This window comes from Pseudomonas sp. LBUM1645 (assembly GCF_059716185.1).
On the sequence record NZ_CP166811.1, the window covers coordinates 2,877,149 to 2,899,683 of the forward strand.

At 60.3% G+C, this 22,535-nt stretch carries 20 protein-coding genes; 9 read left to right on the plus strand and 11 right to left on the minus strand.

Features of this window, described 5'->3' with window-relative positions; genetic code table 11:
- Window positions 1-131 precede the first annotated feature (131 nt).
- Genes ACA079_RS12955 through glcD form a run of 5 tightly spaced genes read right to left on the minus strand, consistent with a single transcriptional unit; the run spans window position 132 to window position 6,574 of the window.
- Window positions 132-2,312: a malate synthase G gene (locus tag ACA079_RS12955; protein WP_497703790.1), complete on the minus strand. Its 2,181-nt coding sequence runs from the start codon at window positions 2,310-2,312 to the stop codon at window positions 132-134.
- 55 nt (window positions 2,313-2,367) lie between these two features.
- Complete coding sequence (locus tag ACA079_RS12960) at window positions 2,368-2,769, minus strand: heme-binding protein (protein ID WP_497703791.1); 402 nt, start codon at window positions 2,767-2,769, stop codon at window positions 2,368-2,370.
- 20 nt (window positions 2,770-2,789) lie between these two features.
- On the minus strand, window positions 2,790-4,007 hold the full coding sequence (gene glcF, locus ACA079_RS12965) for a glycolate oxidase subunit GlcF (RefSeq protein ID WP_497703792.1): 1,218 nt from the start codon (window positions 4,005-4,007) through the stop codon (window positions 2,790-2,792).
- Window positions 4,008-4,010: 3 nt separating this feature from the next.
- Window positions 4,011-5,075: a glycolate oxidase subunit GlcE gene (glcE, locus tag ACA079_RS12970; RefSeq protein WP_497703793.1), complete on the minus strand. Its 1,065-nt coding sequence runs from the start codon at window positions 5,073-5,075 to the stop codon at window positions 4,011-4,013.
- Window positions 5,075-6,574, minus strand: coding sequence for a glycolate oxidase subunit GlcD (glcD, locus tag ACA079_RS12975; RefSeq protein WP_497703794.1), 1,500 nt, complete (start codon window positions 6,572-6,574; stop codon window positions 5,075-5,077). Before glcD ends, glcE begins: the two co-directional genes overlap by 1 nt.
- 234 nt (window positions 6,575-6,808) lie before the next feature.
- Here glcD and glcC point away from each other — a divergent pair, with 234 nt between their 5' ends.
- From glcC to ACA079_RS13005, 6 genes are all read left to right on the plus strand, one after another.
- A complete protein-coding gene (gene glcC / locus ACA079_RS12980) occupies window positions 6,809-7,576 on the plus strand; it encodes a transcriptional regulator GlcC (protein ID WP_497703795.1) in 768 nt (255 codons plus the stop codon).
- Window positions 7,576-8,487 carry a LysR family transcriptional regulator gene (locus tag ACA079_RS12985; RefSeq protein ID WP_497703796.1) on the plus strand — a complete coding sequence of 304 codons (912 nt, stop codon included), beginning with the start codon at window positions 7,576-7,578 and terminating at the stop codon, window positions 8,485-8,487. Before glcC ends, ACA079_RS12985 begins: the two co-directional genes overlap by 1 nt.
- 105 nt (window positions 8,488-8,592) lie before the next feature.
- Window positions 8,593-9,522 carry a hydroxymethylglutaryl-CoA lyase gene (locus ACA079_RS12990; protein WP_462005247.1) on the plus strand — a complete coding sequence of 310 codons (930 nt, stop codon included), beginning with the start codon at window positions 8,593-8,595 and terminating at the stop codon, window positions 9,520-9,522.
- A 24-nt stretch (window positions 9,523-9,546) separates the two neighbouring features.
- The gene (locus ACA079_RS12995; RefSeq protein ID WP_497703797.1) at window positions 9,547-10,737 is read left to right on the plus strand and encodes a CaiB/BaiF CoA transferase family protein; all 1,191 of its coding nucleotides are present in this window, start codon (window positions 9,547-9,549) and stop codon (window positions 10,735-10,737) included.
- Between the two features lie 12 nt (window positions 10,738-10,749).
- On the plus strand, window positions 10,750-11,274 hold the full coding sequence (locus ACA079_RS13000) for a gamma carbonic anhydrase family protein (RefSeq protein ID WP_497703798.1): 525 nt from the start codon (window positions 10,750-10,752) through the stop codon (window positions 11,272-11,274).
- A 65-nt stretch (window positions 11,275-11,339) separates the two neighbouring features.
- The gene (locus ACA079_RS13005) at window positions 11,340-12,656 is read left to right on the plus strand and encodes an MFS transporter (RefSeq protein ID WP_497703799.1); all 1,317 of its coding nucleotides are present in this window, start codon (window positions 11,340-11,342) and stop codon (window positions 12,654-12,656) included.
- A gap of 49 nt (window positions 12,657-12,705) precedes the next feature.
- Here ACA079_RS13005 and ACA079_RS13010 read toward each other — a convergent pair whose 3' ends face one another.
- Window positions 12,706-14,469, minus strand: a complete 1,764-nt coding sequence (locus ACA079_RS13010) for an L-lactate permease (RefSeq protein ID WP_497703800.1) — start codon at window positions 14,467-14,469, stop codon at window positions 12,706-12,708.
- A 172-nt stretch (window positions 14,470-14,641) separates the two neighbouring features.
- On the opposite strand from ACA079_RS13010, the gene ACA079_RS13015 reads away from it, so the two are divergent.
- Together ACA079_RS13015 and ACA079_RS13020 are read left to right on the plus strand one after the other, a co-directional pair.
- The gene (locus tag ACA079_RS13015; protein ID WP_008151753.1) at window positions 14,642-14,878 is read left to right on the plus strand and encodes a hypothetical protein; all 237 of its coding nucleotides are present in this window, start codon (window positions 14,642-14,644) and stop codon (window positions 14,876-14,878) included.
- Between the two features lie 42 nt (window positions 14,879-14,920).
- Window positions 14,921-15,337, plus strand: coding sequence for a DUF1801 domain-containing protein (locus ACA079_RS13020; protein ID WP_497704320.1), 417 nt, complete (start codon window positions 14,921-14,923; stop codon window positions 15,335-15,337).
- 33 nt (window positions 15,338-15,370) lie between these two features.
- Here the strand turns inward: ACA079_RS13020 and ACA079_RS13025 are convergent, their stop codons facing one another.
- A complete protein-coding gene (locus ACA079_RS13025; RefSeq protein WP_497703801.1) occupies window positions 15,371-16,300 on the minus strand; it encodes a LysR family transcriptional regulator in 930 nt (309 codons plus the stop codon).
- A 67-nt stretch (window positions 16,301-16,367) separates the two neighbouring features.
- Window positions 16,368-17,342, minus strand: coding sequence for a quinone oxidoreductase family protein (locus ACA079_RS13030; RefSeq protein WP_497703802.1), 975 nt, complete (start codon window positions 17,340-17,342; stop codon window positions 16,368-16,370).
- Between the two features lie 691 nt (window positions 17,343-18,033).
- Between ACA079_RS13030 and ACA079_RS13035 the strand changes: the two genes are divergently transcribed.
- On the plus strand, window positions 18,034-19,437 hold the full coding sequence (locus ACA079_RS13035) for an MFS transporter (RefSeq protein WP_415768602.1): 1,404 nt from the start codon (window positions 18,034-18,036) through the stop codon (window positions 19,435-19,437).
- Between the two features lie 57 nt (window positions 19,438-19,494).
- Here ACA079_RS13035 and ACA079_RS13040 read toward each other — a convergent pair whose 3' ends face one another.
- From ACA079_RS13040 to ACA079_RS13050, 3 genes are all read right to left on the minus strand, one after another.
- The gene (locus ACA079_RS13040; protein WP_497703803.1) at window positions 19,495-20,421 is read right to left on the minus strand and encodes a sugar ABC transporter substrate-binding protein; all 927 of its coding nucleotides are present in this window, start codon (window positions 20,419-20,421) and stop codon (window positions 19,495-19,497) included.
- A gap of 247 nt (window positions 20,422-20,668) precedes the next feature.
- Window positions 20,669-21,457 (minus strand): TIM barrel protein, encoded by a 789-nt coding sequence (locus ACA079_RS13045; RefSeq protein ID WP_497703804.1) that lies wholly within the window; start codon window positions 21,455-21,457, stop codon window positions 20,669-20,671.
- The gene (locus ACA079_RS13050; RefSeq protein WP_497703805.1) at window positions 21,454-22,476 is read right to left on the minus strand and encodes a Gfo/Idh/MocA family oxidoreductase; all 1,023 of its coding nucleotides are present in this window, start codon (window positions 22,474-22,476) and stop codon (window positions 21,454-21,456) included. The genes ACA079_RS13045 and ACA079_RS13050 overlap by 4 nt, the downstream gene beginning before the upstream one ends.
- Window positions 22,477-22,535: the final 59 nt, after the last annotated feature.

Below are 22,535 nucleotides of genomic sequence, written 5' to 3' on the forward strand. Positions count from 1 at the left end.
CGCCTGACGCACCGCAGTTGCTGATTTTACGACTGCTACGCAGCCGGACGCAGGCTTCGCCAGCTGCTACAGATTGCACTGCGGCTGAACTGACTGGCATTGGCCGAAGCCTCTTCTTTTGTCCCCTCTGTTTACGTCCTCGACTGCTTGTACACGCGCCGGAATTTATGCAGCAGCGGTTCGGTATAACCATTGGGTTGTGCGCATCCCTCGAACACCAGTGCGCAGGCCGCTTGAAATGCAACCGACTGTTCGAAGTCCGGCGCCATAGGCGTGTAGATCGGATCACCGGCGTTCTGCTCATCAACAACCCGCGCCATGCGCTGCAATATCTCGACGGTCTGGTCCTTAGTGATCACCCCGTGTCGCAGCCAGTTGGCCATGTGCTGACTGGATATGCGCAACGTCGCGCGATCTTCCATTAATCCCACGTTATGGATGTCGGGCACCTTCGAACAGCCAATACCTTGCTCAACCCAACGCACCACATACCCCAGCAAGCCTTGCGCATTGTTTTCGACTTCCTGACTAATCTCATCGGCCGACCAGGATGGGGCGGTGACGACCGGCACGCTGAGCAAGCCGTCCAGTAGTGCCGGGCTGGCGCCACCGAAGTCCGTTGTTTCAAGGGACTCCTGCACCGAGCGCACGTTGACCTGATGGTAATGCAGTGCGTGCAGGGTCGCGGCGGTCGGCGAGGGCACCCACGCGGTATTCGCGCCCGCTTTCGGGTGGGCGATTTTTTGCTTGAGCATATCGGCCATTCGATCAGGCATGGCCCACATGCCTTTGCCGATCTGCGCCCGCCCACGCAATCCACAGTCCAGACCGACGAGCACGTTGTTGCGCTCGTAGGCCTCGATCCACGCGGTGTTTTTCATGTCGCCCTTGCGCAACATCGCGCCCGCTTCCATGGCGGTGTGCATCTCGTCGCCGGTGCGATCCAGAAAACCGGTATTGATGAACGCGACCCGTGAGGAGGCTGCGGCGATGCAGGCCTTGAGGTTGACGCTGGTGCGCCGTTCCTCGTCCATGATGCCCATTTTCAGGGTATGACGTTCGAGCTGGAGCAGGTCTTCGATGCGGCTGAACAATTGCTCGGCGAAGGCCACTTCGGCGGGGCCGTGCATTTTCGGTTTGACGATATAGACGCTGCCGGTCCGGGAATTACCGCGGCGTTGCAGGTCATGCAGAGCAATCAGGCTGGTGATGACGCCGTCGAGAATGCCTTCCGGGATTTCCAGTTCGCCCTTGTCGAGAATCGCCGGGCTGGTCATCAGGTGCCCGACGTTGCGGATGAACAGCAACGAACGCCCGTGCAACGTCAGTGAGCGGCCATCGGCCGTGGTGTATTCGCGGTCCGGGTTCAGCCGTCGCGTAATGGCTTTACCGTTTTTCTCCAGGTCCTCTTTCAGGTCGCCCTTCATCAAACCCAGCCAATTGCGGTACACCTGCACCTTGTCATCGGCGTCGACTGCCGCGACCGAGTCTTCACAATCAATGATGGTCGAGAGGGCTGCTTCAATCAGCAGGTCCTTGACGCCGGCGGTGTCAGCCTGACCGATGACACTCTGTCGATCGATCTGAATTTCGACGTGCAGATCGTTGTTTTTCAGCAGGATGGCCGTGGGATCAGCGATCGAACCCTGGTAGCCGATGTACTGCGCGGCGTTCGATAAACCGGTTTGGCTGCCGTCGTTCAAGGTGGCTTCCAGTGTGCCGTTGTCGATCCGGTAACGTGACACCGCCGCATGAGAGCCGCTGTTCAAGGGAAATGCCTGATCCAGGAACGCCCGCGCAAAGGCGATGACTTTCGCCCCACGCACGGGATTGTAAGTCCGGCCCGGTTCGGCGCCGCCGTCATTGGAAATCACATCGGTTCCGTAGAGCGCGTCGTACAGCGATCCCCAGCGCGCATTGGCGGCATTCAGCGCATAACGCGCGTTCACGGCCGGGACGACCAGTTGCGGTCCGGCCTGCACACTGATTTCTGTATCGACGTTGGCGGTGCTGACCTCGACGTCTAAAGGTTGCGGTTGAAGGTAACCGATACCGCTCAGGAAGCTGCGATAAGCCGCCATGTCGGTGACCGGTCCCGGGTGTGAACGGTGCCAGGTGTCCAGTTCGGTTTGCAGGCGATCGCGTTCAGCCAGCAGCGCCCGGTTTTGCGGCGCCAGTTCGTGCACCAGGGTGGCGAAACCACTCCAGAACACTTGAGGGTCCAGGCCGGTTCCCGGCAGCACGTCCAGATCAACGAAACGTTGCAGAACAGGCGCGACCGTGAGGCCTTGGCAGTTCACGAAATCGGTCACTTTTTGCATCTCCATCACACCGTGTTTTCGAGCGCTAAATCGCGCCCGGCTCAATTCAGTTCAGGCATTGCGCCCCGGCCTTGGCCACTTGTGCGTCCTGCTCGGCTTTGACTCCGGACACCCCGACCGCGCCGATCACCTGGCCGTCGACGATGATTGGCACGCCGCCCTCAAGGGACGTCAGCAATGGCGCCGACAAAAAGGCGTGGCGCCCGCCATTGACCATCTCTTCATAGCCTTTGGATTCGCGCCGACCCAGGGCCGAAGTGCGGGCCTTTTCGGTGGCGATGTAGGCGCCAATCGGAGCGCAACCGTCGAGGCGCTCGAGAGCGAGGGGATGGCCGCCGTCATCGACAATCACGATGGTCACGGCCCATTGATTGTTTAGCGCTTCGGTGCGTGCAGCCGCGAGGATTTGGCTGACTTCGGTCTGGCTCAGTACGGCTTTGCTTTTCATGGGGAATCTCCAGTACTCGGTTAGGGCAAGGCGGCTTCGACCAGTTCGATCCAGTGCCTGACAGGGGTTCGGCCCGCACCGTCGAGGTGGGACTGACAGCCGATATTGGCCGTGACAATGACTTCGGGGTGTCCGCTTTCCAGCGCATTGAGCTTGTTGTCGCGCAGTTGCCGGGACAGTTCGGGTTGGGTCAGCGAATAGGTGCCCGCCGAGCCGCAGCACAGGTGACTGTCGGCAACAGGCGTGAGGTTGAAGCCCAGGCTGGTCAGAATCGCTTCCACCGCACCGCCCAGTTTCTGCGCGTGCTGCAAGGTGCAGGGGCAATGAAAGGCCAGGCGTTGGTCGCTGTGGACACCGAGCTTTTCCAGCGGCTCGTCGCGCAGCACTTCGACCAGATCCTTGGCCAGCGCGCTGACCTTTTTCGCCTTCTCGGCATAGGCCGGGTCGGTGCTGAGCAGGTGACCATAATCTTTGATGAAGGCGCCGCAACCGCTGGCGGTTTGCACGATGGCTTCGGCACCGTTTTCAATGCTCGGCCACCACGCATCGATATTGCGGCGGGCGCGATCCAGGCCGGCCGCCTGAGCGTCGAGGTGATAATCCACGGCGCCGCAACAGCCCGCCTCGCGAGTCGGTGTGACGCTGATCCCCAGTCGATCCAGTACCCGCGCGGCTGCCGCGTTGGTATTCGGTGACAGGCTTGGTTGCACGCAGCCTTCGAGCATCAGCACCTGCCGGGTGTGGCGAGTGACCGGGCGCGGCTTGGCCGGATAGACGTGGCGAGGCAACTTTATCTGCAAGGTGTTGGGCAACAACGCCCGGAACACCTGGCCACTGCTGACCAGCCCTTTGAACAGCGCAGGATTGGGTACGACGCTGCGCAATCCCTCGCGCAACAAGCGCTGACCAAGCGGGCGCGGCACCGCGGCATCGACCACCGCCCGGCCGATGTCCAGTAAGTTGTGGTAGTCGACGCCGGAAGGGCAGGTGGTTTCGCAATTACGGCAGGACAGGCAGCGATCCAGGTGCTGCTGGGTCTTTTGCGTAACTTCGTTGCCCTCCAGAACCTGTTTGATCAGGTAAATGCGACCCCGCGGTCCGTCCAGTTCATCGCCCAGCAATTGATAGGTCGGGCAGGTGGCATTGCAGAAACCGCAGTGCACGCAGGTGCGCAGGATGCTTTCGGCTTCTTCGGCGCGGGGCAGTTGGCGGGCTTGTTCGCTCAAAGTGGTCTGCATGGGTCAAAGCTCCGCGTACAGGCGCCCGGGGTTGAAGATGCCCCGGGGATCGAGTTGTTGCTTCAGGTTCCGGTGGTAGCGCATCAATGCGTCAGGCAACGGTTGAAACGGGCTGTCGATCAGGCCATGGGTATAGCAGGTCACATGTCCGCCGACTTCTTCGACGATCGAGCGAATGAACGTTGCCTCTGCGTCAGATTTGAGCCAGCGCTGCGCACCGCCCCAATCGAGCAGCTGACGGCCAGGCAGGGAAAGCCGAGGCGTGTTGTGAGGGACGGACAGGCGCCAGAGTGTCTGGTCCTCATCGAAGAAGCTCAATCGATGTTCGTTGAGATCCTCCCAATACGAAGCGTCCAGCAACTCGCCGCCGAGTCGGTCATGAGCCGCCGCCACCGAACCTTCGCCCCCCTCAAGCCGCAGGTGCAGGCGCTGCCCATCGTGGCACGCAGCGCTGATCGGCAGCGGCTGTTGCCCCCATTCGGCGAGGCGCAGCAAGGCGCGATCGCTGTCCATGTCCAGGCTGATGCTCAAGCATTGACGCGGCTTGGGCAGGACCTTGAGCGAGACTTCGGTCACCACGCCCAGCGAGCCGTAGCTGCCGGCCATCAAGCGCGACAGATCGTAGCCGGCGACGTTTTTCATGACTTCGCCGCCAAAGCGCAAATGCTTGCCGTGGCCGGTGATGACCCGTGTTCCGAGGACGAAGTCCCTGACGGACCCAGACCAGGGACGCCGTGGTCCCGACAGCCCGCTGGCGATCATGCCGCCGACAGTCGCGCCGTCGCCGAAAGAGGGCGGTTCGCAGGGCAACATCTGCTGCGCCGCGTCCAACACTTCAGCCAGTTCTGCCAACGGGGTGCCGCAGCGGGCGGTGATCACCAGCTCGGTCGGGTCGTAGCTGACGATGCCTCGGTGGCTGCGCGTGTCGAGCACTTCGCCCGCCACAATGCGCCCAAGAAACGCCTTGCTGTTGGCGCCTTGAATGCGCAACGGCGTGGCGTTTTGCAGGGCCTGGTTGACCTGTTCCAGCAGCGAGACGCTGTCGTCGATATCGTGTTCGCTGCGCATCAGAAACGCTCCAGTTCAGGGAAGGGTAGCTGACCCATGTGAACGTGCATGGCGCCGAACTCGGCGCAGCGGTGCAGCGTCGGAATGTTCTTGCCGGGGTTGAGCAAACCACTCGGATCGAAGGCGGCTTTGACGGCATGGAACACGGTCAACTCATCGCTATTGAACTGCGCGCACATCTGATTGATTTTCTCCCGGCCCACGCCGTGTTCACCGGTAATGCTGCCGCCGACCTTCACGCACAATTCGAGGATCTTGCCGCCCAGCGCTTCGGCGCGATCGAGCTCACCCGGTTGATTGGCATCGAACAGAATCAGCGGGTGCATGTTGCCGTCACCGGCGTGAAAAACGTTGGCCACCCGCAGGTCGTACTCGGCGGACAACGCGGCGATCGCGTGCAGCACACCGGGCAACTCGCGGCGCGGAATCGTGCCGTCCATGCAGTAATAATCCGGTGAGAGACGGCCCACCGCCGGAAAGGCATTCTTGCGTCCGGCCCAGAAACGCACGCGTTCGGCTTCATCGCGGGCCTGGCGCACTTCGGTGGCGCCGGCCTGTTCCAGCACCTGGCGCACGCGGTCGCAGTCATCATGAACGTCGGCTTCAACGCCATCGAGCTCGCACAGCAGAATAGCTTCGGCGTCGACCGGATACCCTGCGTGGATGAAGTCTTCGGCGGCGCGAATGGCCAGGTTGTCCATCATTTCCAAGCCGCCGGGGATGATGCCGGCGGCAATAATGTCACCCACCGCGCGGCCAGCCTTCTCGACGGAATCGAACGCCGCCAGCAGCACTTTGGCGGTCTGGGGTTTGGGCAGCAGTTTGACCGTGACCTCGGTGATGACACCGAGCATGCCTTCGGAACCGGTGAACAACGCCAGCAGATCGAAGCCCGGAGAATCGAGCGCCTGAGAACCCAAGGACAGGTGTTCGCCATCGACGGTGAGAATGTCGACCTTGAGCAGATTGTGCACGGTCAGCCCGTACTTCAGGCAATGCACGCCACCGGCGTTTTCCGCCACATTACCGCCGATAGAACAGGCGATCTGCGAGGAAGGGTCCGGTGCGTAATACAAGCCAAACGGCGCAGCCGCCTGGGAAATCGCAAGATTGCGCACCCCCGGCTGAACCCGAGCCGTGCGGGCGGCAGGGTCGATGTGCAGGATGTTGTTGAAGCGCGCCATCACCAGCAGCACGCCTTTTTCCAGCGGCAATGCACCGCCGGACAAACCTGTGCCGGCACCGCGGGCGACTACCGAGACCTGCCGCTCATGGCAAAGTCGGAGCACGCCTTGCACCTCGTCGATGTGGCGCGGCAGCACCACCAGCATGGGCGTGGTGCGGTAAGCAGAAAGTCCGTCGCATTCGTACGGTTTGAGCTCTTCCTGTTGATGCAGGACTTCCAGATCCGGCCACTGCGTGTGCAGGGCTTGCAGCAAGGCAGCTCTGTCGACATCAGGCAGGACGCCGTCGACGCGTTCATCGTAAAGAATGTTCATAGTCGGTTGACGACCCTCAGTTGTTTTTATAGGAGGTCTGTGTCCGTTTACCACTGACTTGCATCATTGGCCTGAGGCGTTCTACTGTCTATGTGTTGTTTGGCTGGTCGAACCAGTTTTTTATTCGATGGTTTTTTATTCGTGTAAAAAAACGTTTTTAAAACATAAGCTTATGGTTGTGTTTGAACATTTGTGGTTTTGGTAGTGAGACTGGTCATACCAGTTGGAGAGTCGATGGAAAGGGCAGAAACGAGCCGTAATCCACAAGTCGCAGACGTGGTCTGTGAACGCATAGAACGGCTGATCGTGGACGGGGTACTCAAGACCGGGCAACTGTTGCCGTCGGAGCGTCGCCTGACCGAAAAACTCGGCGTTTCCCGCACGGCACTTCGCGAGGGTCTGAAGCTGTTGCGTGCTCGCGGGATCATCAAGACGGAGCAGGGCAAGGGTTCATTTGTAGCCGATCTTTCGGGCCACGGTGCTGCGTCACCGCTGATGCACTTGTTCAGCTCACAGCCACGCACGCTCTACGATTTGTTCGAGGTCCGCAGCCTGCTCGAAGGCGAGTCCGCACGCCTCGCGGCGTTGCGCGGAACCGACGCCGATTTTGTCCTCATCACCCGCAGCTACGAGGCGTTGCTCAATGCGCACACCCGTTCGCTGGAGGCGTCCGAACACGCCCGGCTCGATCATGCGTTTCACCTGGCGATTTGCGAGGCCTCGCACAACCCGGTGCTGGTGCAGACCTTGCGCTCGCTGACGGACTTGCTGCTGAACACGGTGTTTGCCTCGGTCAATAACCTCTACCACCGCGAGCCACAAAAGCGTCAGATCGACCGTCAACATGCGCGGCTCTACAACGCCGTCACCGGCCGTATGCCGGAACAGGCACGCAAGGCGGCCATCGCGCACATTCAGAGCATCTGCGAAAACCTCAAGGAAATTGAAAGCGAGGAACAACGTTTGGTCAGGGCCACGCTGCGACTTGAGGGGTGGGCGTAATGCCGCATCTGGATCACTTCTCCTTGCACCTGTTCATTCTGGTCTGCGACGAAGGCACCATCGCACGGGCCAGCGAGCGGGCATTCATTGCGCCATCGGCGGTCAGCAAACGAATCTCCGACATTGAGCTGCGCTTCGGTACGCCGCTGCTCAAACGCAGCAAACGCGGGGTTGAACCGACGCCGGCGGGGCAGGCTTTGCTGCGGCATGCCCGGTCGCTGACGCGAGCGATGGAACGGCTCGACAGTGAACTCAGCGAATACGCGGAGGGTGCTCGCGGGCATGTCCGGGTATTAGCGAACGTGTCCTCGATCATGGAGTTTTTGCCGGAAGAACTGTCCGATTTCATGTTGGCCAACCCGAGAATCCAAGTCGATATCGAAGAGCGTTTCAGCCCCGATGTGGTTCGTGGGGTGGCCGAAGGTAATGCCGACCTGGGCATTTGCAGGCGTTCGATGGCTGTGGGCGATCTGGAGTTTCTGCCTTACCGCCAGGACCATCTGGCCGTTGTGGTGAGTTCGGATCACCCCTTGGCCGATCGCACCAGCCTTGCGTTCGAAGAGACGCTGGATTTTGATCATCTGGGATTGTCGGCCTTCGCCACGCTCAATACCTTCATGCGCGAAGATGCGGAAAAGCACGGCCGGGAGCTGCGTTTCCGCTCCTATGTATCGTCATTCGACGCCGCGTTCCGGTTGGTGCAGTTCGGGCTGGGACTGGCGGTGTTCCCGCTGGAAGCCGTGGCGCGCTACAGGCAACTGTTCGACTTGCGCATCATCCCCCTGACCGATGATTGGGCGCTGGGCGAGTTTGTGATCTGCGTGCGGGATCGTGATGCGCTGTCGCTTTCAGCCCGTCGGCTGCTGGATCACCTGCTGTTACGGGCACCGCCACGACAAACCATGACCTGAATCCATCCATCGCGGTTGACGATGGATCAAGCCGTGAATGACGTCTTTTCGCTGCGTCGGTGTCTCTCTAGTCTGAGCCTGTGCTTCAGCCTGTGAGAGAACTTCATGACAACAATAACGATCAACGAAGTCGGCATGCGCGATGGATTGCAGAGCCTGCAAGCCATCATGCCCACTGCTGCCAAACGCCACTGGATTGATGCCGCCTACGCGGCTGGCGTACGCCATATGGAAGTCGCGTCCTTTGTGCCTGCCAAACTGCTGCCGCAAATGGCCGACGCCAAGGAAGTCGTGGCCCACGCCTTGAGTTACCCCGATCTGATTGTCTCTGTACTCGCGCCGAATCTGCGCGGCTGTCGGGACGCGCTTGAGTCCGGCGCCCACCGGATCATTGCGCCGGTTTCCGTCAGCGCTGCCCATAGCCTGGCCAATGTTCGGCGTACGCCGCTGGAAATGGTCGAAGAGCTGGCGCGGATGTGCCAGTTGCGCACCGAGCTGGGCTTGCACAACGTTCAACTGATTGCCGGAATGTCGGTGGCCTTCGGCTGCACCCGCCAGGGCGATGTGCCGTTGAGCGACTTGTGCGAATTGACCCGACACGTGCTTGAGGCCGGTTGCGATCTGGTCTCGCTCGGCGACACCACCGGATACGCCAATCCCGGCCAGGTGGCGACCACGTTGCAGGCGGTTCGAGCCATCGCCGGTGACAAACTCGGGGCCGCGCATTTCCATGACACCCGCGGTCTGGCGCTGGCCAACAGCCTGGTGGCCGTGCAGCAAGGCATCACCGAACTTGATTCGTCCCTCGCCGGGCTGGGCGGTTGCCCGTTCGCACCGGGCGCGTCCGGCAACACCGTGACGGAAGACCTGGTGTTCATGCTGCACAGCATGGGTTACGACACCGGCATCGATCTGGCCGCACTGATCGAATCACGGGACGTGCTGCATGCCGCGTTGCCGGACGAAACCCTTTACGGCTGCATTGCCCGTGCCGGTCTGCCACTCAATTACACGCCACCCGCCAGCCGCGCTTGAGCTGTCCGATCGAGGAAAACATTCATGTCCAGACTTCCATTGGACGGCATTCGTGTCGTCGAAATTTCTCACATGGTGATGGGCCCGACCTGCGGGATGATCCTCGGCGACCTCGGTGCCGAAGTCATCAAGATTGAACCGACCCGCGGCGACGGTACGCGTCGTCTGCTGGGGGCCGGGGCCGGATTCTTTCGCACCTTCAACCGCAACAAGCAGTGCATCGCCATTGACGTCAACACCCCGCAAGGGCGCGACGCCGTGCTGGAGCTGATCGACACCGCCGACGTGTTCATCGAGAACTTCAAACCCGGGCGCATGCAGGAACTCGGCTTCGGTTACGCCGCGATGCGTGAGCGTAACCCGCGCATTATTTATGCCTCGCACAAAGGCTTTCTCAACGGTCCGTATGACAATCGCCTGGCCCTGGATGAAGTGGTGCAGATGATGGCGGGCCTGGCCTACATGACCGGCCCCGTCGGCAGACCGTTGCGGGCCGGCAGCTCCGTGAACGACATCATGGGTGGGATGTTCGGTGCTATCGGCGTGCTTGCCGCGCTCAATGATCGCCACGCCACCGGTGTCGGCCGTGAGGTGCAAAGCGCGCTTTACGAAAATTGCGTATTGCTCGCGGCCCAACACATGCAGCAGTACGCCGTGACCGGGCAGGCGGCCGCGCCAATGCCAAACCGCATCAGCGCCTGGGCGATCTACGACGTGTTCGAGTTCGCCAACGGTGAGCAGATGTTCGTGGCGGCCACCGGCGAAGGGCAGTGGAATGCCTTGTGTCAGTTGCTCGGTCAGACCGCGTTGCTCGACGACCAGACCCTCGCCACCAACAACGATCGCGTGTTGCAGCGCCCCCGGTTGCTGGCTCACCTGGCCGAAGTCTTTGCCACGATGGATGCTCAGGCGCTGGCTCTGGAGTTGGAGGCCCACAGCATTCCCTTTGCGCCGATCCGTCGTCCTGAGGAGTTGTTCGACGATCCTCATCTGCTGCAAAGCGGTGGCCTGGCGAATCTCGAGCTTGAAGACGGATCGTTCACCGCCATGCCATTGCTGCCGTTGTCCCTGGATGGCGAACGACTGCAACCGCGCCAATCGATTCCGCGCATCGGCGAGCATACGCACAAGGTCATGCGTGAACTCGGTTACAGCGACGAGCACATTGCCGAACTGTGTGCGGCCGGTGTGCTTAAAACCGACGCTCAGGCCTGAGGAGGCGCTGCCATGGCTATCTATCAATACGACACGCTGATTCCCGTCATCCACGCCGAAACCTTCGTCGCCGAAGACGCCACCGTCATTGGAAATGTCACGCTGGAGCAGGGTGTCAGTGTCTGGCCCCAGGCGGTTCTGCGCGGTGACAACGAGCCAATTCGAATCGGTCAGAACAGCAACGTACAGGAAGGTGCGGTCTTGCATGCCGACCCCGGATTTGCGCTGACGGTGGGCAATGGCGTCACCATCGGCCACCAGGCCATGTTGCATGGCTGCACCATCGGTGATGGGGCGCTGATCGGGATTCAGGCGGTGGTGCTCAATGGCGCGGTCATCGGCAAGAACTGCCTGGTCGGTGCCGGCGCGATTGTCACTGAAGGCAAGGTGTTCCCGGACAACTCGCTGATTCTGGGAGCACCCGCCAAAGTGGTGCGAGAGTTGACGTCTGAAGCCATCGCCGGCCTGCAGCGTAGCGCCCAGGACTATGTCGCCAAGGGCCAGGTTTACAAGGACAAACTGATTCGAATCAGCTAAACCCGTTGAGCAAGGTCCTGAAGGACGTTGCCTCTCTCCAATAATTACAACAATGGAGAAACATCATGGTTGCCATGACTGGCGAAATTGCACTGGCGCGCAATGAAGAAACGATCAATGAGCTGCTGCTCTATCGGCGCGTGGCTTGGCGCATCATGCCGTTGGCCATTATCTGCTTTCTGTTCTCTTATTTTGACCGGATCAACATCAGCTTCGCCAAGACCCAGATGCAGCATGAACTGGGCTTGACTGATGCAGCATATGGACTGGCCGCGAGCATGTTCTTCATCGGCTACGTGCTGTTCGAAGTGCCCAGCAGCCTGGGCCTCAAACGCTACGGCGCCCCGGCCTGGATCTGCCGGATCATGGTGTCGTGGGGGCTGGCCACCGCCGCAATGATGTTTGCCTACACCCAATACACGCTCTACTTTTTGCGTTTTCTGATTGGGGTTATGGAAGCCGGTTTTGGCCCGGCAATTCTGTTCTACCTGGCGTGCTGGTTCCCGAAAAAGCACCTGGCGAAGATGAATGGCCTCTGGTTCCTGTCGGTCCCTCTGGCTGGAGCGCTGGGCGGGCCGGCTGCCGGGATCTTGTTGGGCACGATGGATGGCGTGCTTGGCCTCGCGGGTTGGCACTGGCTGTTCCTGATGTCGGGTTTACCGTGTGTGGTGCTGGGTGTGCTGGTGTTATGGAAACTCGATCGTGACATCGAGTCGGCCAAGTGGCTGACCAGGGGAGAGAAAGACCTGCTTGCCGCCAATCTGGCGCATGACAAAGCCAGGCAAAAGCCGATACTGGGGTCGCTGTGGCGAGTGTTGCTGACGCGGGAAGTCGCGATCATGGCGTTCATCTACTTCGTGATCAAGACCGCTTCCTATGGCCTTAATTTCTGGATGCCGCACTTGATCAAGTCGTCCGGCGTGCAAAGCGTTTTTTGGGTCGGCATGCTCTCATCCCTGCCTTATATCGTTGCGTGCATCGGCATGATCTGGCTGACACGACTCTCGGACCGCACCGGTGAGCGCAAGAAATACCTGGTGATGTGCCTGTTTCTGGCGGCCGTGGGGTACTTGCTGGCCTGCCTGTTTTCTGATTCGTCCTGGGCCATGATGGCGGCACTGGTCCTGGCGACGGCGGGCACGTTCATCGCGATTCCAATCTTCTGGACGATTCCGCAATCGACTTTCTCAGGGCTGGCGATTGCCAGTGGAACCGCAGCCATCAACTCCATCGGCCAGCTCAGCGGCATGGTCGCTCCGGTGATGGTGGGCAAGATCAACGATGTCTCCGGCACCAGTTACATGGGCATGCTGTCCATCGCGCCGATGATCCTGATCGCGTGCTTTGTGGTCATGCGTTGGGTCAAGAATCCCAAGCCTTGATCCCTACGATGCACCAGGGACCAAGACTTGAGAATGGCGGGCTAGTCAATCAATGCCCGCCAACAACCATATGACTGAACGGCGCCACATACGCCTGCAACGTCACCAAACCACCGACCAGAATGGCCAGGATGATCGAGTGGAAGAACACATAACGCAGGATTTCCCCTTCATGCCCGTACCAGCGCGTGGCGGTGGAGGCCACCACGATGGACTGCGCGTCGACCATCTTGCCCATGACCCCGCCGGAACTGTTGGCGGCAGCCATCAACACCGGGCTGATTCCCAACTGCTCGGCGGTCACCCGTTGCAAGCCGCCGAACAGCACGTTGGACGCCGTATCCGAGCCGGTCAACGCCACGCCGAGCCAGCCGAGCAGGGTGCCGAACATGGGGTAGAAGATGCCCGTCGCGGCGAAGGCCAGGCCCATGGTGGCGTCCAGTCCTGAATAGCGGGTGAGGAAGCCCAGGGCGAGCATCGCGACGATGGTGATCAGCGAGTAACGCACGACCCAGATCGTTCGCAGGTACTGGTGGATCAGTTGCGGAATGGAGTAACCCATCAGCAGTCCACCGAGGATCGCCGCCAGCAGGATGCCGCTACCGGTGCTGGTGAGCCAGGTGAACTTGTAGACCGCGTCCTCGGTTTTAGGCGCGGGCACCACGGGCGGGACCTTCTCGATCTGCTGGTGAATCGTGGTGAAGGTCACGACCGGGGCGAAGATCGGGTTCGCTTCGCGCATCGGTTTGCCCTGAAGGTCGAGCTTGGCCGAGTTGGTGGCCGGATCAATCGCCGGGCGGGTATCGAACATGTTTTTGAAACCCTGGGTGCCCCAGGCAAACACGAACACCGTGAGGATGATCCACGGCATCCAGGCGCGCATCACCGCAGGCTTGGCATCGCTGGCAAAGGTCGCGCTGGCGACGGGTTTTTCGTCATGCTCTTCGGCAATTTTTGAGTTGTCGACGCGCCCGGACAGTGCGGCGGAGGTATGTACGGTGGCCGGTTTCCAGACCCTGAGGAAACCGGTCAGACAGGCCATGGAAATCAGTGCGGCGATCACGTCCACCAGCATCGGTCCGTGGTAGTTGGACACCAGGAACTGCGGCACGGCGAAAGTGACCCCGGCCACCAGAATCGCCGGCCAGATTTCCAGCATCTTGCGCCAACCGGCGAAGGCCCAGATCAACCAGAACGGCACGATCACCGAGAAGAACGGCAATTGCCGGCCGACCATCATCGACAGTTCCATTTCATCCAGCCCGGTCACCTTGGCCAGGGTGATGATCGGCGTACCCAGCGCACCGAACGCCACGGGTGCGGTGTTGGCGATCAACGCCAGGCCAGACGCGGCCAGTGGCGAGAAGCCCAGTCCGATCAGAATCGCCCCGGTCACCGCCACCGGCGTACCGAAGCCTGCGGCCCCTTCGAAAAACGCACCAAAGCAGAAGGCAATCAGCAGCAATTGCAGGCGTCGATCGTCAGTGATGCGCGCCAGGGAATCCTGCAGCACTTTGAACGAGCCGTTCTCGGTGGTCAGCCGATGCAGGAAGATGATGTTGAGCACAATCCAGCCAATGGGCAGCAAGCCGTTGGCGGCGCCGTACAGTGCGGCCGAGCCGGCCATGTTCGCCGGCATGCCGAAGGCGAAGATCGCGATCGCCAGCGCAGACGCGAGGGCCATCAATGCGGCCAGATGCGCCTTGACATGGAAAAACGCCAGGGCTGCCAGCATCACCACGACCGGCACTGCTGCCATGAGGGTTGAAAGTATCGGGTTGCCGAACGGATCGTAGATTTGCTGCCAGACCATGTTCCACCTCTGCTTTTTATTGTTGGGAGTGCAGACCCCGAGGGGGCGGTGGCTTCTAGTATAGGTGGCATTACGCCGCTGTCCTGGCAGGCCTTTTAGTGGGCCGCACTGAGCTAACATGGCCAATGGGTAAATGCGCTACTCGGACTTCAACGACGGGAGAAATGCAGCCATGACTGAACGCCATATGCACCACAAGGAAACGCTGTCGAACGGATGCAAGATCGAGGTCAAAGCCGAGATATTGAAGGACGGCTCACTGGGGATGTTCATCGGTGTATACCGGCCGGACGGCACGGCCATTTTTGAGGACCATGATCCAAAACCGCATCTGCTGGACATGGAGGCTGCCTTTGACTGGGGGATCGAGAAGGCCAAGACCCTCGGCAACAGTCAAAAAACGCTGTAAAGCCCGGGTTTGGACACCCTCATGAAGAAGGCGACAATCACCATGAAGAACGAGCAGGTCGGTGCAAAGGAAGAAGAGGGCGCAGATTCGGCCTCTCAGCTGATAGACGCGAGAATCAAGGAGCTGGGAGATTGGCGGGGCGAGACGCTCGCTCGGGTCCGAACGCTCATCCAGCAGGCCGACCCCGACGTGGTCGAGGAATGGAAGTGGCGGGGGGTTCCAGTGTGGTCGCACGCCGGAATCATCTGCACCGGTGAGACCTACAAGCAGGTCGTGAAACTGACTTTTGCCAAGGGCGCCTCGCTGGACGACCCTTCAGGTCTCTTCAACGCCAGCCTCGAAGGCAACACCCGACGTGCCATTGATTTGCACGAGGGCGACACGCTTGATGAGAAAGCATTAAAGGCGCTCATTCTCGCCGCCGTGGCGCTCAACACGAACGGGCGTGCGAAACCCTGACGCGGCCTCGCCGACAGGGTTAGGTTTCAAGCGCTACGGTCGGGGCAACTGCCATGGCGCACCTCGCGCAAACGCTGCCTCGATCCAGTGTTTGAACGCCGTCGTCGTTGCCGTGTTGTACTTGGCTGACGGGCGCACCAGATAGACACCCGCGTCTGCATCCAGCTGCCAGTCGGGAAGCACTCTGACGAGATGACCGCTATCGATGTCCCTCGTCATGAGCCACTCACCGCCGGCAAGAATGCCCAGCCCCATGCGGGCGGCGGACAGCAGCGCTTCATTGTCGTTACTGACCATGGCGCTGCGCACCCTGATGCTCTGCTGATCGCCGTCGCGTGTCAGCTTCCATTCCGGGTACGAATGCAGTCCGGTGAAGCCCAGACAATTGTGCTCAGCGAGGTCTGCCGGCGTCTTCGGTTCGCCCCGGCGTTGCAGGTAGGCGGGTGCAGCACAGAGGATTCGGCGGTGATCGCACAACTTCCTGGCAACCAGTCGATTGTCTGATAGCTCACCAATGCGGATCGCGGCATCGAAACCCTCCGCGACGATGTCGACGAATCGCTCTGAGTATTCAACCTCTAGCGACACCTCGGGGTAAACCAGGGCGAACTCCGACACCACCGCGCTGAGCCATAATCGCCCCATCGCGGCGGGCAGGGCGAGTCGCAACCGGCCCCTGACCTGTGCCGCGCCTTGGGCTGCCTCTTGCTCCGCTTGGGAAATTAAACTGACGGCATGACCAAGCTGCGAGACCAGACGCTGTCCCTCGTCGGTAAAGCGCAGTTGCCTTGTCGTTCGCTCGACCAGACGTATTCCGAGACGAAGTTCCATCGCGCTGAGCCGTTTGGACAGCACCGACGGGTGCCGTTGCAGCATTCTTCCGGCGGCGGCAAAAGAGCCGTGTTCGGAGAGCGCCAAGAGTGTGGCGAGTTCATCTGCCTGTCGGCTATCGAACAGATCCATGCAACGGCAAACCTCGCAAATACAAGGAAACAAGGGCTCGGGACACAGGCTTCGTCCCGGCTTCTACTCAGGGTGTCAGGACAATTGCACCTTGCGACAGTCCACTTTCCATATCGGCGTGCGCCCGTGCTACGTCAGCCAATGGGTAGCGACGCCAGATTCGAGGTTGAATGATACCGGCGGCTACCGCTTGCAACACCTCCTGTGCGCGCAGCTGATACTCGTGCGCGGTGGCCGTATGCGCGGCGAGAGACGGTCGGGTCAGGAACAGAGAGCCCTTGGCATTGAGGGTGCTGATCTCGACAGCCGGCGGGATTCCCGAGGCCATGCCGAAAGACACCATCAAGCCACGCGGGCGAAGGCTGTCGAGGGAGGCTTCGAAAGAAACCCGCCCGATGGGGTCATACACGACGTCAACCTTTTGCCCGTGGGTGACTTCCGCAACCTGGGCGGCCAGTGTCGCTGCGTCGAACACCAGCACTTCATCACAACCGGCGGCCTTGGCCCGCTCGACACTGTCCTGTTTCGAGACCACGCCTATCACGAAGGCGCCAAGGTGTTTGGCCCAAGGCACCATGATTTGCCCCAGCGCACCCGCCGCTCCATACAAAAGCACTCTCACGCCTGGGCCAACGGGGAAGGTCGTCTTGAGCAGGTAGTGCGCGGTGATGCCCTTGAAGAGCAGGGCCGCCGCTTCGTCGAAACCGAGGTCATCGGGAATCTTCACCAGTCGATTGGCCGGATAGAGGCGACCGCTTGCATAGGCACCCATCGGGCCAGTGGCGTACGCGACCCTGTCCCCCACGGCGACTTCGGTGACGCCTGGCCCAATCGCCGTCACCTGTCCGGCGCCTTCCAGGCCGAGTCCGGAGGGCAGGGGAACAGGGGCAGCTCCGGAGCGTTGGCTCACGTCCAGAGGGTTGAGCCCAATGGCCGCTTGCTCCAGCCAGACTTCTCCGGCACCCGGTGATTGCGCAGTGGTTGTTTCGAACCGCAAAACCTGAGGCCCGCCAGTTTCCTGAATTGTGACGGTGCTTACCATTTGGAACTCCCGATGCGTTGGTCGTCCTGAGAGTCTATTGAGTTGCCAGTGAAGCACTAGTAAGGGTAATTGCAGTTCATTGTTGTAACAGGTGCAGCAATGGGTGCTGAGTGGATACGGTCTGGTTTCGGCCAGTCATCGTTCTGGATGTCGTTGTCGTACGACTTTGCCTGGTATCAAAACACCCAGATCTTGCGATCACCCCCCGAAAAACAAAAACCTTACGGGCCCACAACCAGCGGCATCTGTACGAAGTTGCACTTTTAATGGGCAACCCATGTCGAGACGAACGGCAATTTTTCAGATTGACAGCCCGGTATTGATCTCGATATAAAAGACACGGTTGTACGACGACAGACGATTATCGGCTGTTAAACCCTAAAAATAAAAAAGAGTGTCGGCCCCATCATGAATTCAACCCGCCTGCGCGCCTCCCTGATTGCCGCTGCATATGGTTCGACCTCGACTGCTTGCCCATCCCCACGGTCAGGCCTGTCGCATACGACTGTCCCACCAAACGCCTGTTAGCTCTTGCCAAATGTCCAACTCCAGCCGCTGAGCATGGAGTACCCATTTTCGAGCCCGCAATACAGTGGCGTGGACCCATCGCGTTTTGGCGGTGCTCTACGACACAATTGATCTCGCTTGAAACCGAGAGATCATCACCATAATCCAACAATAAAGTGATGCCATGAATCTGAACGAGCCCATCAATCCGCAACGAATCGGCCAGGCCGTCGGCAAGTACCGCTGGACGATTTGCGCGCTGTTGTTTTTTGCCACCACCGTCAATTACCTGGACCGCCAGGTACTGAGTCTGTTGGCGCCGGATCTGTCGACGCAATTTGGCTGGAGTAACACCGATTACGCGAACATCGCCTCTGTCTTTCAGTTTGTGTACGCGATTTCCATGCTGTTCGCCGGGCGCTTTGTTGACAAGATCGGCACCAAGAAGGCCTATGTGGTAGCGATCTGCATCTGGTCGACCGGCGCGATCATGCACGCCTTTGCGGAGCCGATGGGCGAGGGTATTGCAGGCATCAGCAGCGCCTTGGGCCTTGCCGTCATCCCGGTTTCGATCGCAGGTTTCATGCTAGCGCGCGCCGTGCTGGCGATCGGCGAAGCGGGTAACTTCCCGATCGCGATCAAGGCCACCGCCGAATACTTCCCGAAGAAGGAACGCTCCTTCGCCACCGGTATCTTCAACTCCGGCGCCAATGTGGGCGCGATCCTCGCACCGATCAGCGTGCCGCTGATCGCCGGCCTTTGGGGCTGGGAAGCGGCGTTCATCGTGATCGGTGCGTTGGGCTTCGTTTGGGTGGCGGTGTGGATTGCACTGTACGAAAAACCGGAGCAGCAAAAGCGTCTGTCGGTGCAAGAGCTGGCCTACATCCGCAGCGATCAGGGCGCGCAAGCGCTCACCGCCACAGACTCGGGTGCCGCCGCTAAAAAAGTATCGTGGTTCAAGCTGCTGACCTACCGCCAGACCTGGGCCTTTGCCTTCGGCAAATTCATGACCGACGGCGTGTGGTGGTTCTTCCTGTTCTGGCTTCCGACCTATCTGTCGGCGCAATACGGCATGAAGGGCCAGGCCATCGTGTTGCCGCTGGCCGTGTTGTACAGCATGACCATGGTGGGCAGCATCGGCGGCGGCTGGTTCCCGAGCTATTTCATGTCACGCGGCGATGCGCCGTATGACGGTCGTATGAAAGCCATGCTGGTGATCGCTTTCTTCCCGCTGCTGGTGTTGCTGGCGCAGCCATTCGGCTACATCAGTTTCTGGGTGCCGGTACTGCTGATCGGCGTGGGCGCATCGGCGCATCAGGCGTGGTCGTGCAACATCTTCACCACCGTGTCTGACATGTTCCCGCAAAAATCCATCGCTTCGGTGGTTGGCATTGGCGGTTTGGCCGGCGGCTTGGGCGGGGTAGTGATGACCAAGACCGGCGGGTGGGTGATCGACCATTACAAACTGATCGGCGATATCCATACCGGCTACATGATCATGTTTGCCATCTGTGCGCTGGCCTATCTGGTGGCGTGGAGCGTGATGAAGGCGCTGGTGCCACGTCATAAGGAAATCACCGATCTGTAAACGGTGACGCGATTGGCCTGCTGACTTCCCGTCCGCAGGCCATTCGACTGTTTGACGTTATTTGTAGCGTTGCTCAAACACGGCCACTTGCTCCGGCATGATCAGCTGGAAGGGCACCCAGACATCCGCCTCGACCGGCTCCCCTTTGATCATTTTGATGGCTGCTTGCAGCGCACTCGTCGCTTGCGCTTTGGGGTCTTGAAATACCGAGGCGACGAGCATCCCGCGCTTGATGGCCGCCAGGCCGTCAGGCAGCCCGTCGATACCGACAATCGCAATCTCGCCCTTGGCTTTGCCGGCTTGCTGCAATGCCATGGCGGCGCCGATGGCCATCTCGTCATTGTTGGCAACGATGGCATCAAAACTGGTACCTGCCAGCAACCAATTGCTGGTCAGGTCCATCCCTTTGTTGCGCTGCCACTCGGCACTTTGTTGTTCGACGACCTTGATCTCGGGATAGTCCTTGAGCACCTGTTTCACACCTTCGGTGCGGTCGTGCGTGGAGTTTTGCGCCAGGTCGCCCATGATGATCGCGATGTTGCCTTTGCCCCCCAATTTGTCCGCCAGGTAGCGCATCTGCAGTTGCCCGGCCTCAATGTCATTGGACGCCACCGTGACCACGCCTTTGGGCAGGACGCGCTCATCCGGGTGGCGGTTGACGTAGACCAGCGGTGTCTTCGCCTCGACGGTGGCGCGAGTCATGTTGGCGGTGGCGGCGGTGTCCACCGGCAAGACAATGACGGCATCCACTTTCTGGCTGAGAAAACCCTCGACCTGATTGAGCTGGCGAACCACATCGCCCTGGGCGTCCTCGAACTGGATCTGGACGTTCTCCTTTTTGGCGGCCTCTTCGAGACCGCTGCGCACGTAGGTCATGAAGTTGTCGTCGACCCTGGCAATGCTGACGCCGATGCGATAGTCGGCGGCGGCCCATTGGCTGACGAGTAATAACAGCGTGGCAAAAAGCAGTGTGCAACGACGCATGATGGTTTTCCTTTTGTTGTTATGAGTCGACATTCATCAAGACCAGTCAGTTAAGCCGCAATGCGATCTGTAGCAGCTGTCGAGCTTGCGAGGCTGCGTTCGGCTGCGAAGCAGTCGTCAAACCAGAAGCCGCGGTGCGTCAGGCAGACCGTATCAGCCGGATTCACGACTGCTGCGCAGCCGAACGCAGCCTCGCAGGCTCGACAGCTGCTACAAAGAGTGCGTTGCAGCTGAAATTGCTTAAGGCTCAATCCAGCGTGAAGGCCTGTCGAAAGCGTTCCAGTGCCGCTTCGCTGTCACCGCTGGCCCAGCCCTCGAGCCCGACGACCCCGGTGTATCCCATGCCAAACAACGCTTTGGCAATGGCCGGATAATGGATTTCACCGGTGCCCGGTTCCATGCGGCCGGGGACATCGGCGACCTGGATTTCCCCGATGGCGCTGCCGGCGCGCTGGATCAGTTCGATCAGGTTTCCTTCGCCGATCTGCGCATGGTAAAGGTCCAGGTTCATCTTCAAATGCGGGCTGCCCACGGCCTCGATCAACGCCAGGGTATCGTCGGCGCGAGCGAAAGGGGTGCCGGGGTGGTCCACCTCGGTATTGAGGTTTTCCAACAAGAATACCCGGCCTGCGTCTTCGCCCAGGCGGGCGATTTTTTCCAGGGTCTTGCAAGCGCTCAACCACATGCGTCCCGTGGTGAGGGCCACGGGTTTGACCGGCAAGCCTTTGTCGCCCAGGCCAGTGCCATGCAGGTTGAGGCTCGGGCAATTCAATTGGGCGGCGACGGCCAGCGATTCGCGTGCGCTGTCGAGCAGGTGCTGGATGTCGTCGGGATCGGTCAGGTTGCCCGAGATGTAACCCGTCATCGAGGTGAAATCAGCGCCGGTGGCGACAAGGGCTGGAATGTCTTTCTGCGTCCAGTCCCAGAGTTCGGCGCTGAAGCCCAGCGCGTGAATCCGTTTGACGCGTTCGGTGAACGGCAGGTCGAGAAAGACCATCTCGGCACTGATCGCCAGTTTGAACGGTATGAAACTCATGAGCGGGCTCCTTGTACTCGCACAGGTTTGCCCTGCTGGAACGACTCGATGCATGCGCGGGAAATGGCCAGTGCAGCCCGGGCATCTTCGCCGCTGGCGAGTGGTTTTTCGCCGGTGCGCAGGCAGTCGACAAAGTGGTTGAGCTCGGCCACATACGCATCACGCAGCAGGTCGGTGTCCAGACGCTGGGTGTCGGCCTGGATTCCATTGGCCAGATAACGGACCAGGTCAGACTCATTGACGCTGCCCATGGTCAGCATGCCGGCGCTGCCGAACACTTCTCCCCGAACATCGTAGCCATAGACCGCCTGGAAGTTGGCCTCGGCTGTTGCGATGGCGCCGTTGTCGAAGCGGATGGTGACCACGGCAGTATCCAGAAACCCTTTGCTCTTGTAGTCCGGTGCAATCAGGGCATCGGCCATGACAAAAACCTCAACCGCTTCGGTGCCGGGATTCAGGTAGCGCAGGGTATCGAAATCATGAATCAGGGTTTCTAGGAAAATCACCCACTGCGGCGAGGCGGCCGGATTGTTCAGCGCAGGGTCGCGCGTGAGCGAGCGCAGCAGTTGCGGCGTTCCGATACGGCCGGCGACCACGTCCAGGTGAGCCGTTCGGAAGCTTTTGGCAAAGCGGCGGTTGAAGCCTACTTGCAGCGTCACCCGTGCGTCGGCAGCGGCGGCGATGGCACGGTCGGCTTCGTCGAGGGTAATGGCCATGGGTTTTTCACAAAACACCCCTTTGCCGGCGCGGGCTGCGCTGATCACCAGTTCGGCGTGGCTGCGGGCCGGGGCGGCGATCAAGACACCGTCGATTTCCGGGTCATCGAGCAATTGCTGTGGATCGGTATAGACCCGCTGCACACCTAACTCGTCCGCGAGGCGGGCGGCCTGGCCGGGTGTCGGGTCGGCGATGGCAGCCAGGCAGGCGCCGGGAATGTGCCGCGCGGCAGTCAGGCCGTGAAAGCTGCCCATGCGGCCAGCACCGATGAGACCCAGGCGGATGATCTTGGACGTACTCATGAAATGACTCCCTTTTATTGTTGTTCAATGACTCGACAGCAGGAATGTCCTCGCTGGTA

Bases quoted from the DNA above. Each gene is read 5' to 3' on its own strand.
- ACA079_RS13030 (WP_497703802.1), bottom strand. From the start codon at position 17,342: ATGGTAAGCACCGTCACAATTCAGGAAACTGGCGGGCCTCAGGTTTTG.
- ACA079_RS13015 (WP_008151753.1), top strand. From the start codon at position 14,642: ATGACTGAACGCCATATGCACCACAAGGAAACGCTGTCGAACGGATGC.
- ACA079_RS12985 (WP_497703796.1), top strand. From the start codon at position 7,576: ATGCCGCATCTGGATCACTTCTCCTTGCACCTGTTCATTCTGGTCTGC.
- ACA079_RS12960 (WP_497703791.1), bottom strand. From the start codon at position 2,769: ATGAAAAGCAAAGCCGTACTGAGCCAGACCGAAGTCAGCCAAATCCTC.
- ACA079_RS13035 (WP_415768602.1), top strand. From the start codon at position 18,034: ATGAATCTGAACGAGCCCATCAATCCGCAACGAATCGGCCAGGCCGTC.
- ACA079_RS13050 (WP_497703805.1), bottom strand. From the start codon at position 22,476: ATGAGTACGTCCAAGATCATCCGCCTGGGTCTCATCGGTGCTGGCCGC.
- ACA079_RS13005 (WP_497703799.1), top strand. From the start codon at position 11,340: ATGGTTGCCATGACTGGCGAAATTGCACTGGCGCGCAATGAAGAAACG.
- ACA079_RS13020 (WP_497704320.1), top strand. From the start codon at position 14,921: ATGAAGAACGAGCAGGTCGGTGCAAAGGAAGAAGAGGGCGCAGATTCG.
- ACA079_RS13025 (WP_497703801.1), bottom strand. From the start codon at position 16,300: ATGGATCTGTTCGATAGCCGACAGGCAGATGAACTCGCCACACTCTTG.
- ACA079_RS12990 (WP_462005247.1), top strand. From the start codon at position 8,593: ATGACAACAATAACGATCAACGAAGTCGGCATGCGCGATGGATTGCAG.
- ACA079_RS13000 (WP_497703798.1), top strand. From the start codon at position 10,750: ATGGCTATCTATCAATACGACACGCTGATTCCCGTCATCCACGCCGAA.
- ACA079_RS13045 (WP_497703804.1), bottom strand. From the start codon at position 21,457: ATGAGTTTCATACCGTTCAAACTGGCGATCAGTGCCGAGATGGTCTTT.
- glcE (WP_497703793.1), bottom strand. From the start codon at position 5,075: ATGCGCAGCGAACACGATATCGACGACAGCGTCTCGCTGCTGGAACAG.
- ACA079_RS13010 (WP_497703800.1), bottom strand. From the start codon at position 14,469: ATGGTCTGGCAGCAAATCTACGATCCGTTCGGCAACCCGATACTTTCA.
- glcF (WP_497703792.1), bottom strand. From the start codon at position 4,007: ATGCAGACCACTTTGAGCGAACAAGCCCGCCAACTGCCCCGCGCCGAA.
- glcC (WP_497703795.1), top strand. From the start codon at position 6,809: ATGGAAAGGGCAGAAACGAGCCGTAATCCACAAGTCGCAGACGTGGTC.
- glcD (WP_497703794.1), bottom strand. From the start codon at position 6,574: ATGAACATTCTTTACGATGAACGCGTCGACGGCGTCCTGCCTGATGTC.
- ACA079_RS12995 (WP_497703797.1), top strand. From the start codon at position 9,547: ATGTCCAGACTTCCATTGGACGGCATTCGTGTCGTCGAAATTTCTCAC.
- ACA079_RS13040 (WP_497703803.1), bottom strand. From the start codon at position 20,421: ATGCGTCGTTGCACACTGCTTTTTGCCACGCTGTTATTACTCGTCAGC.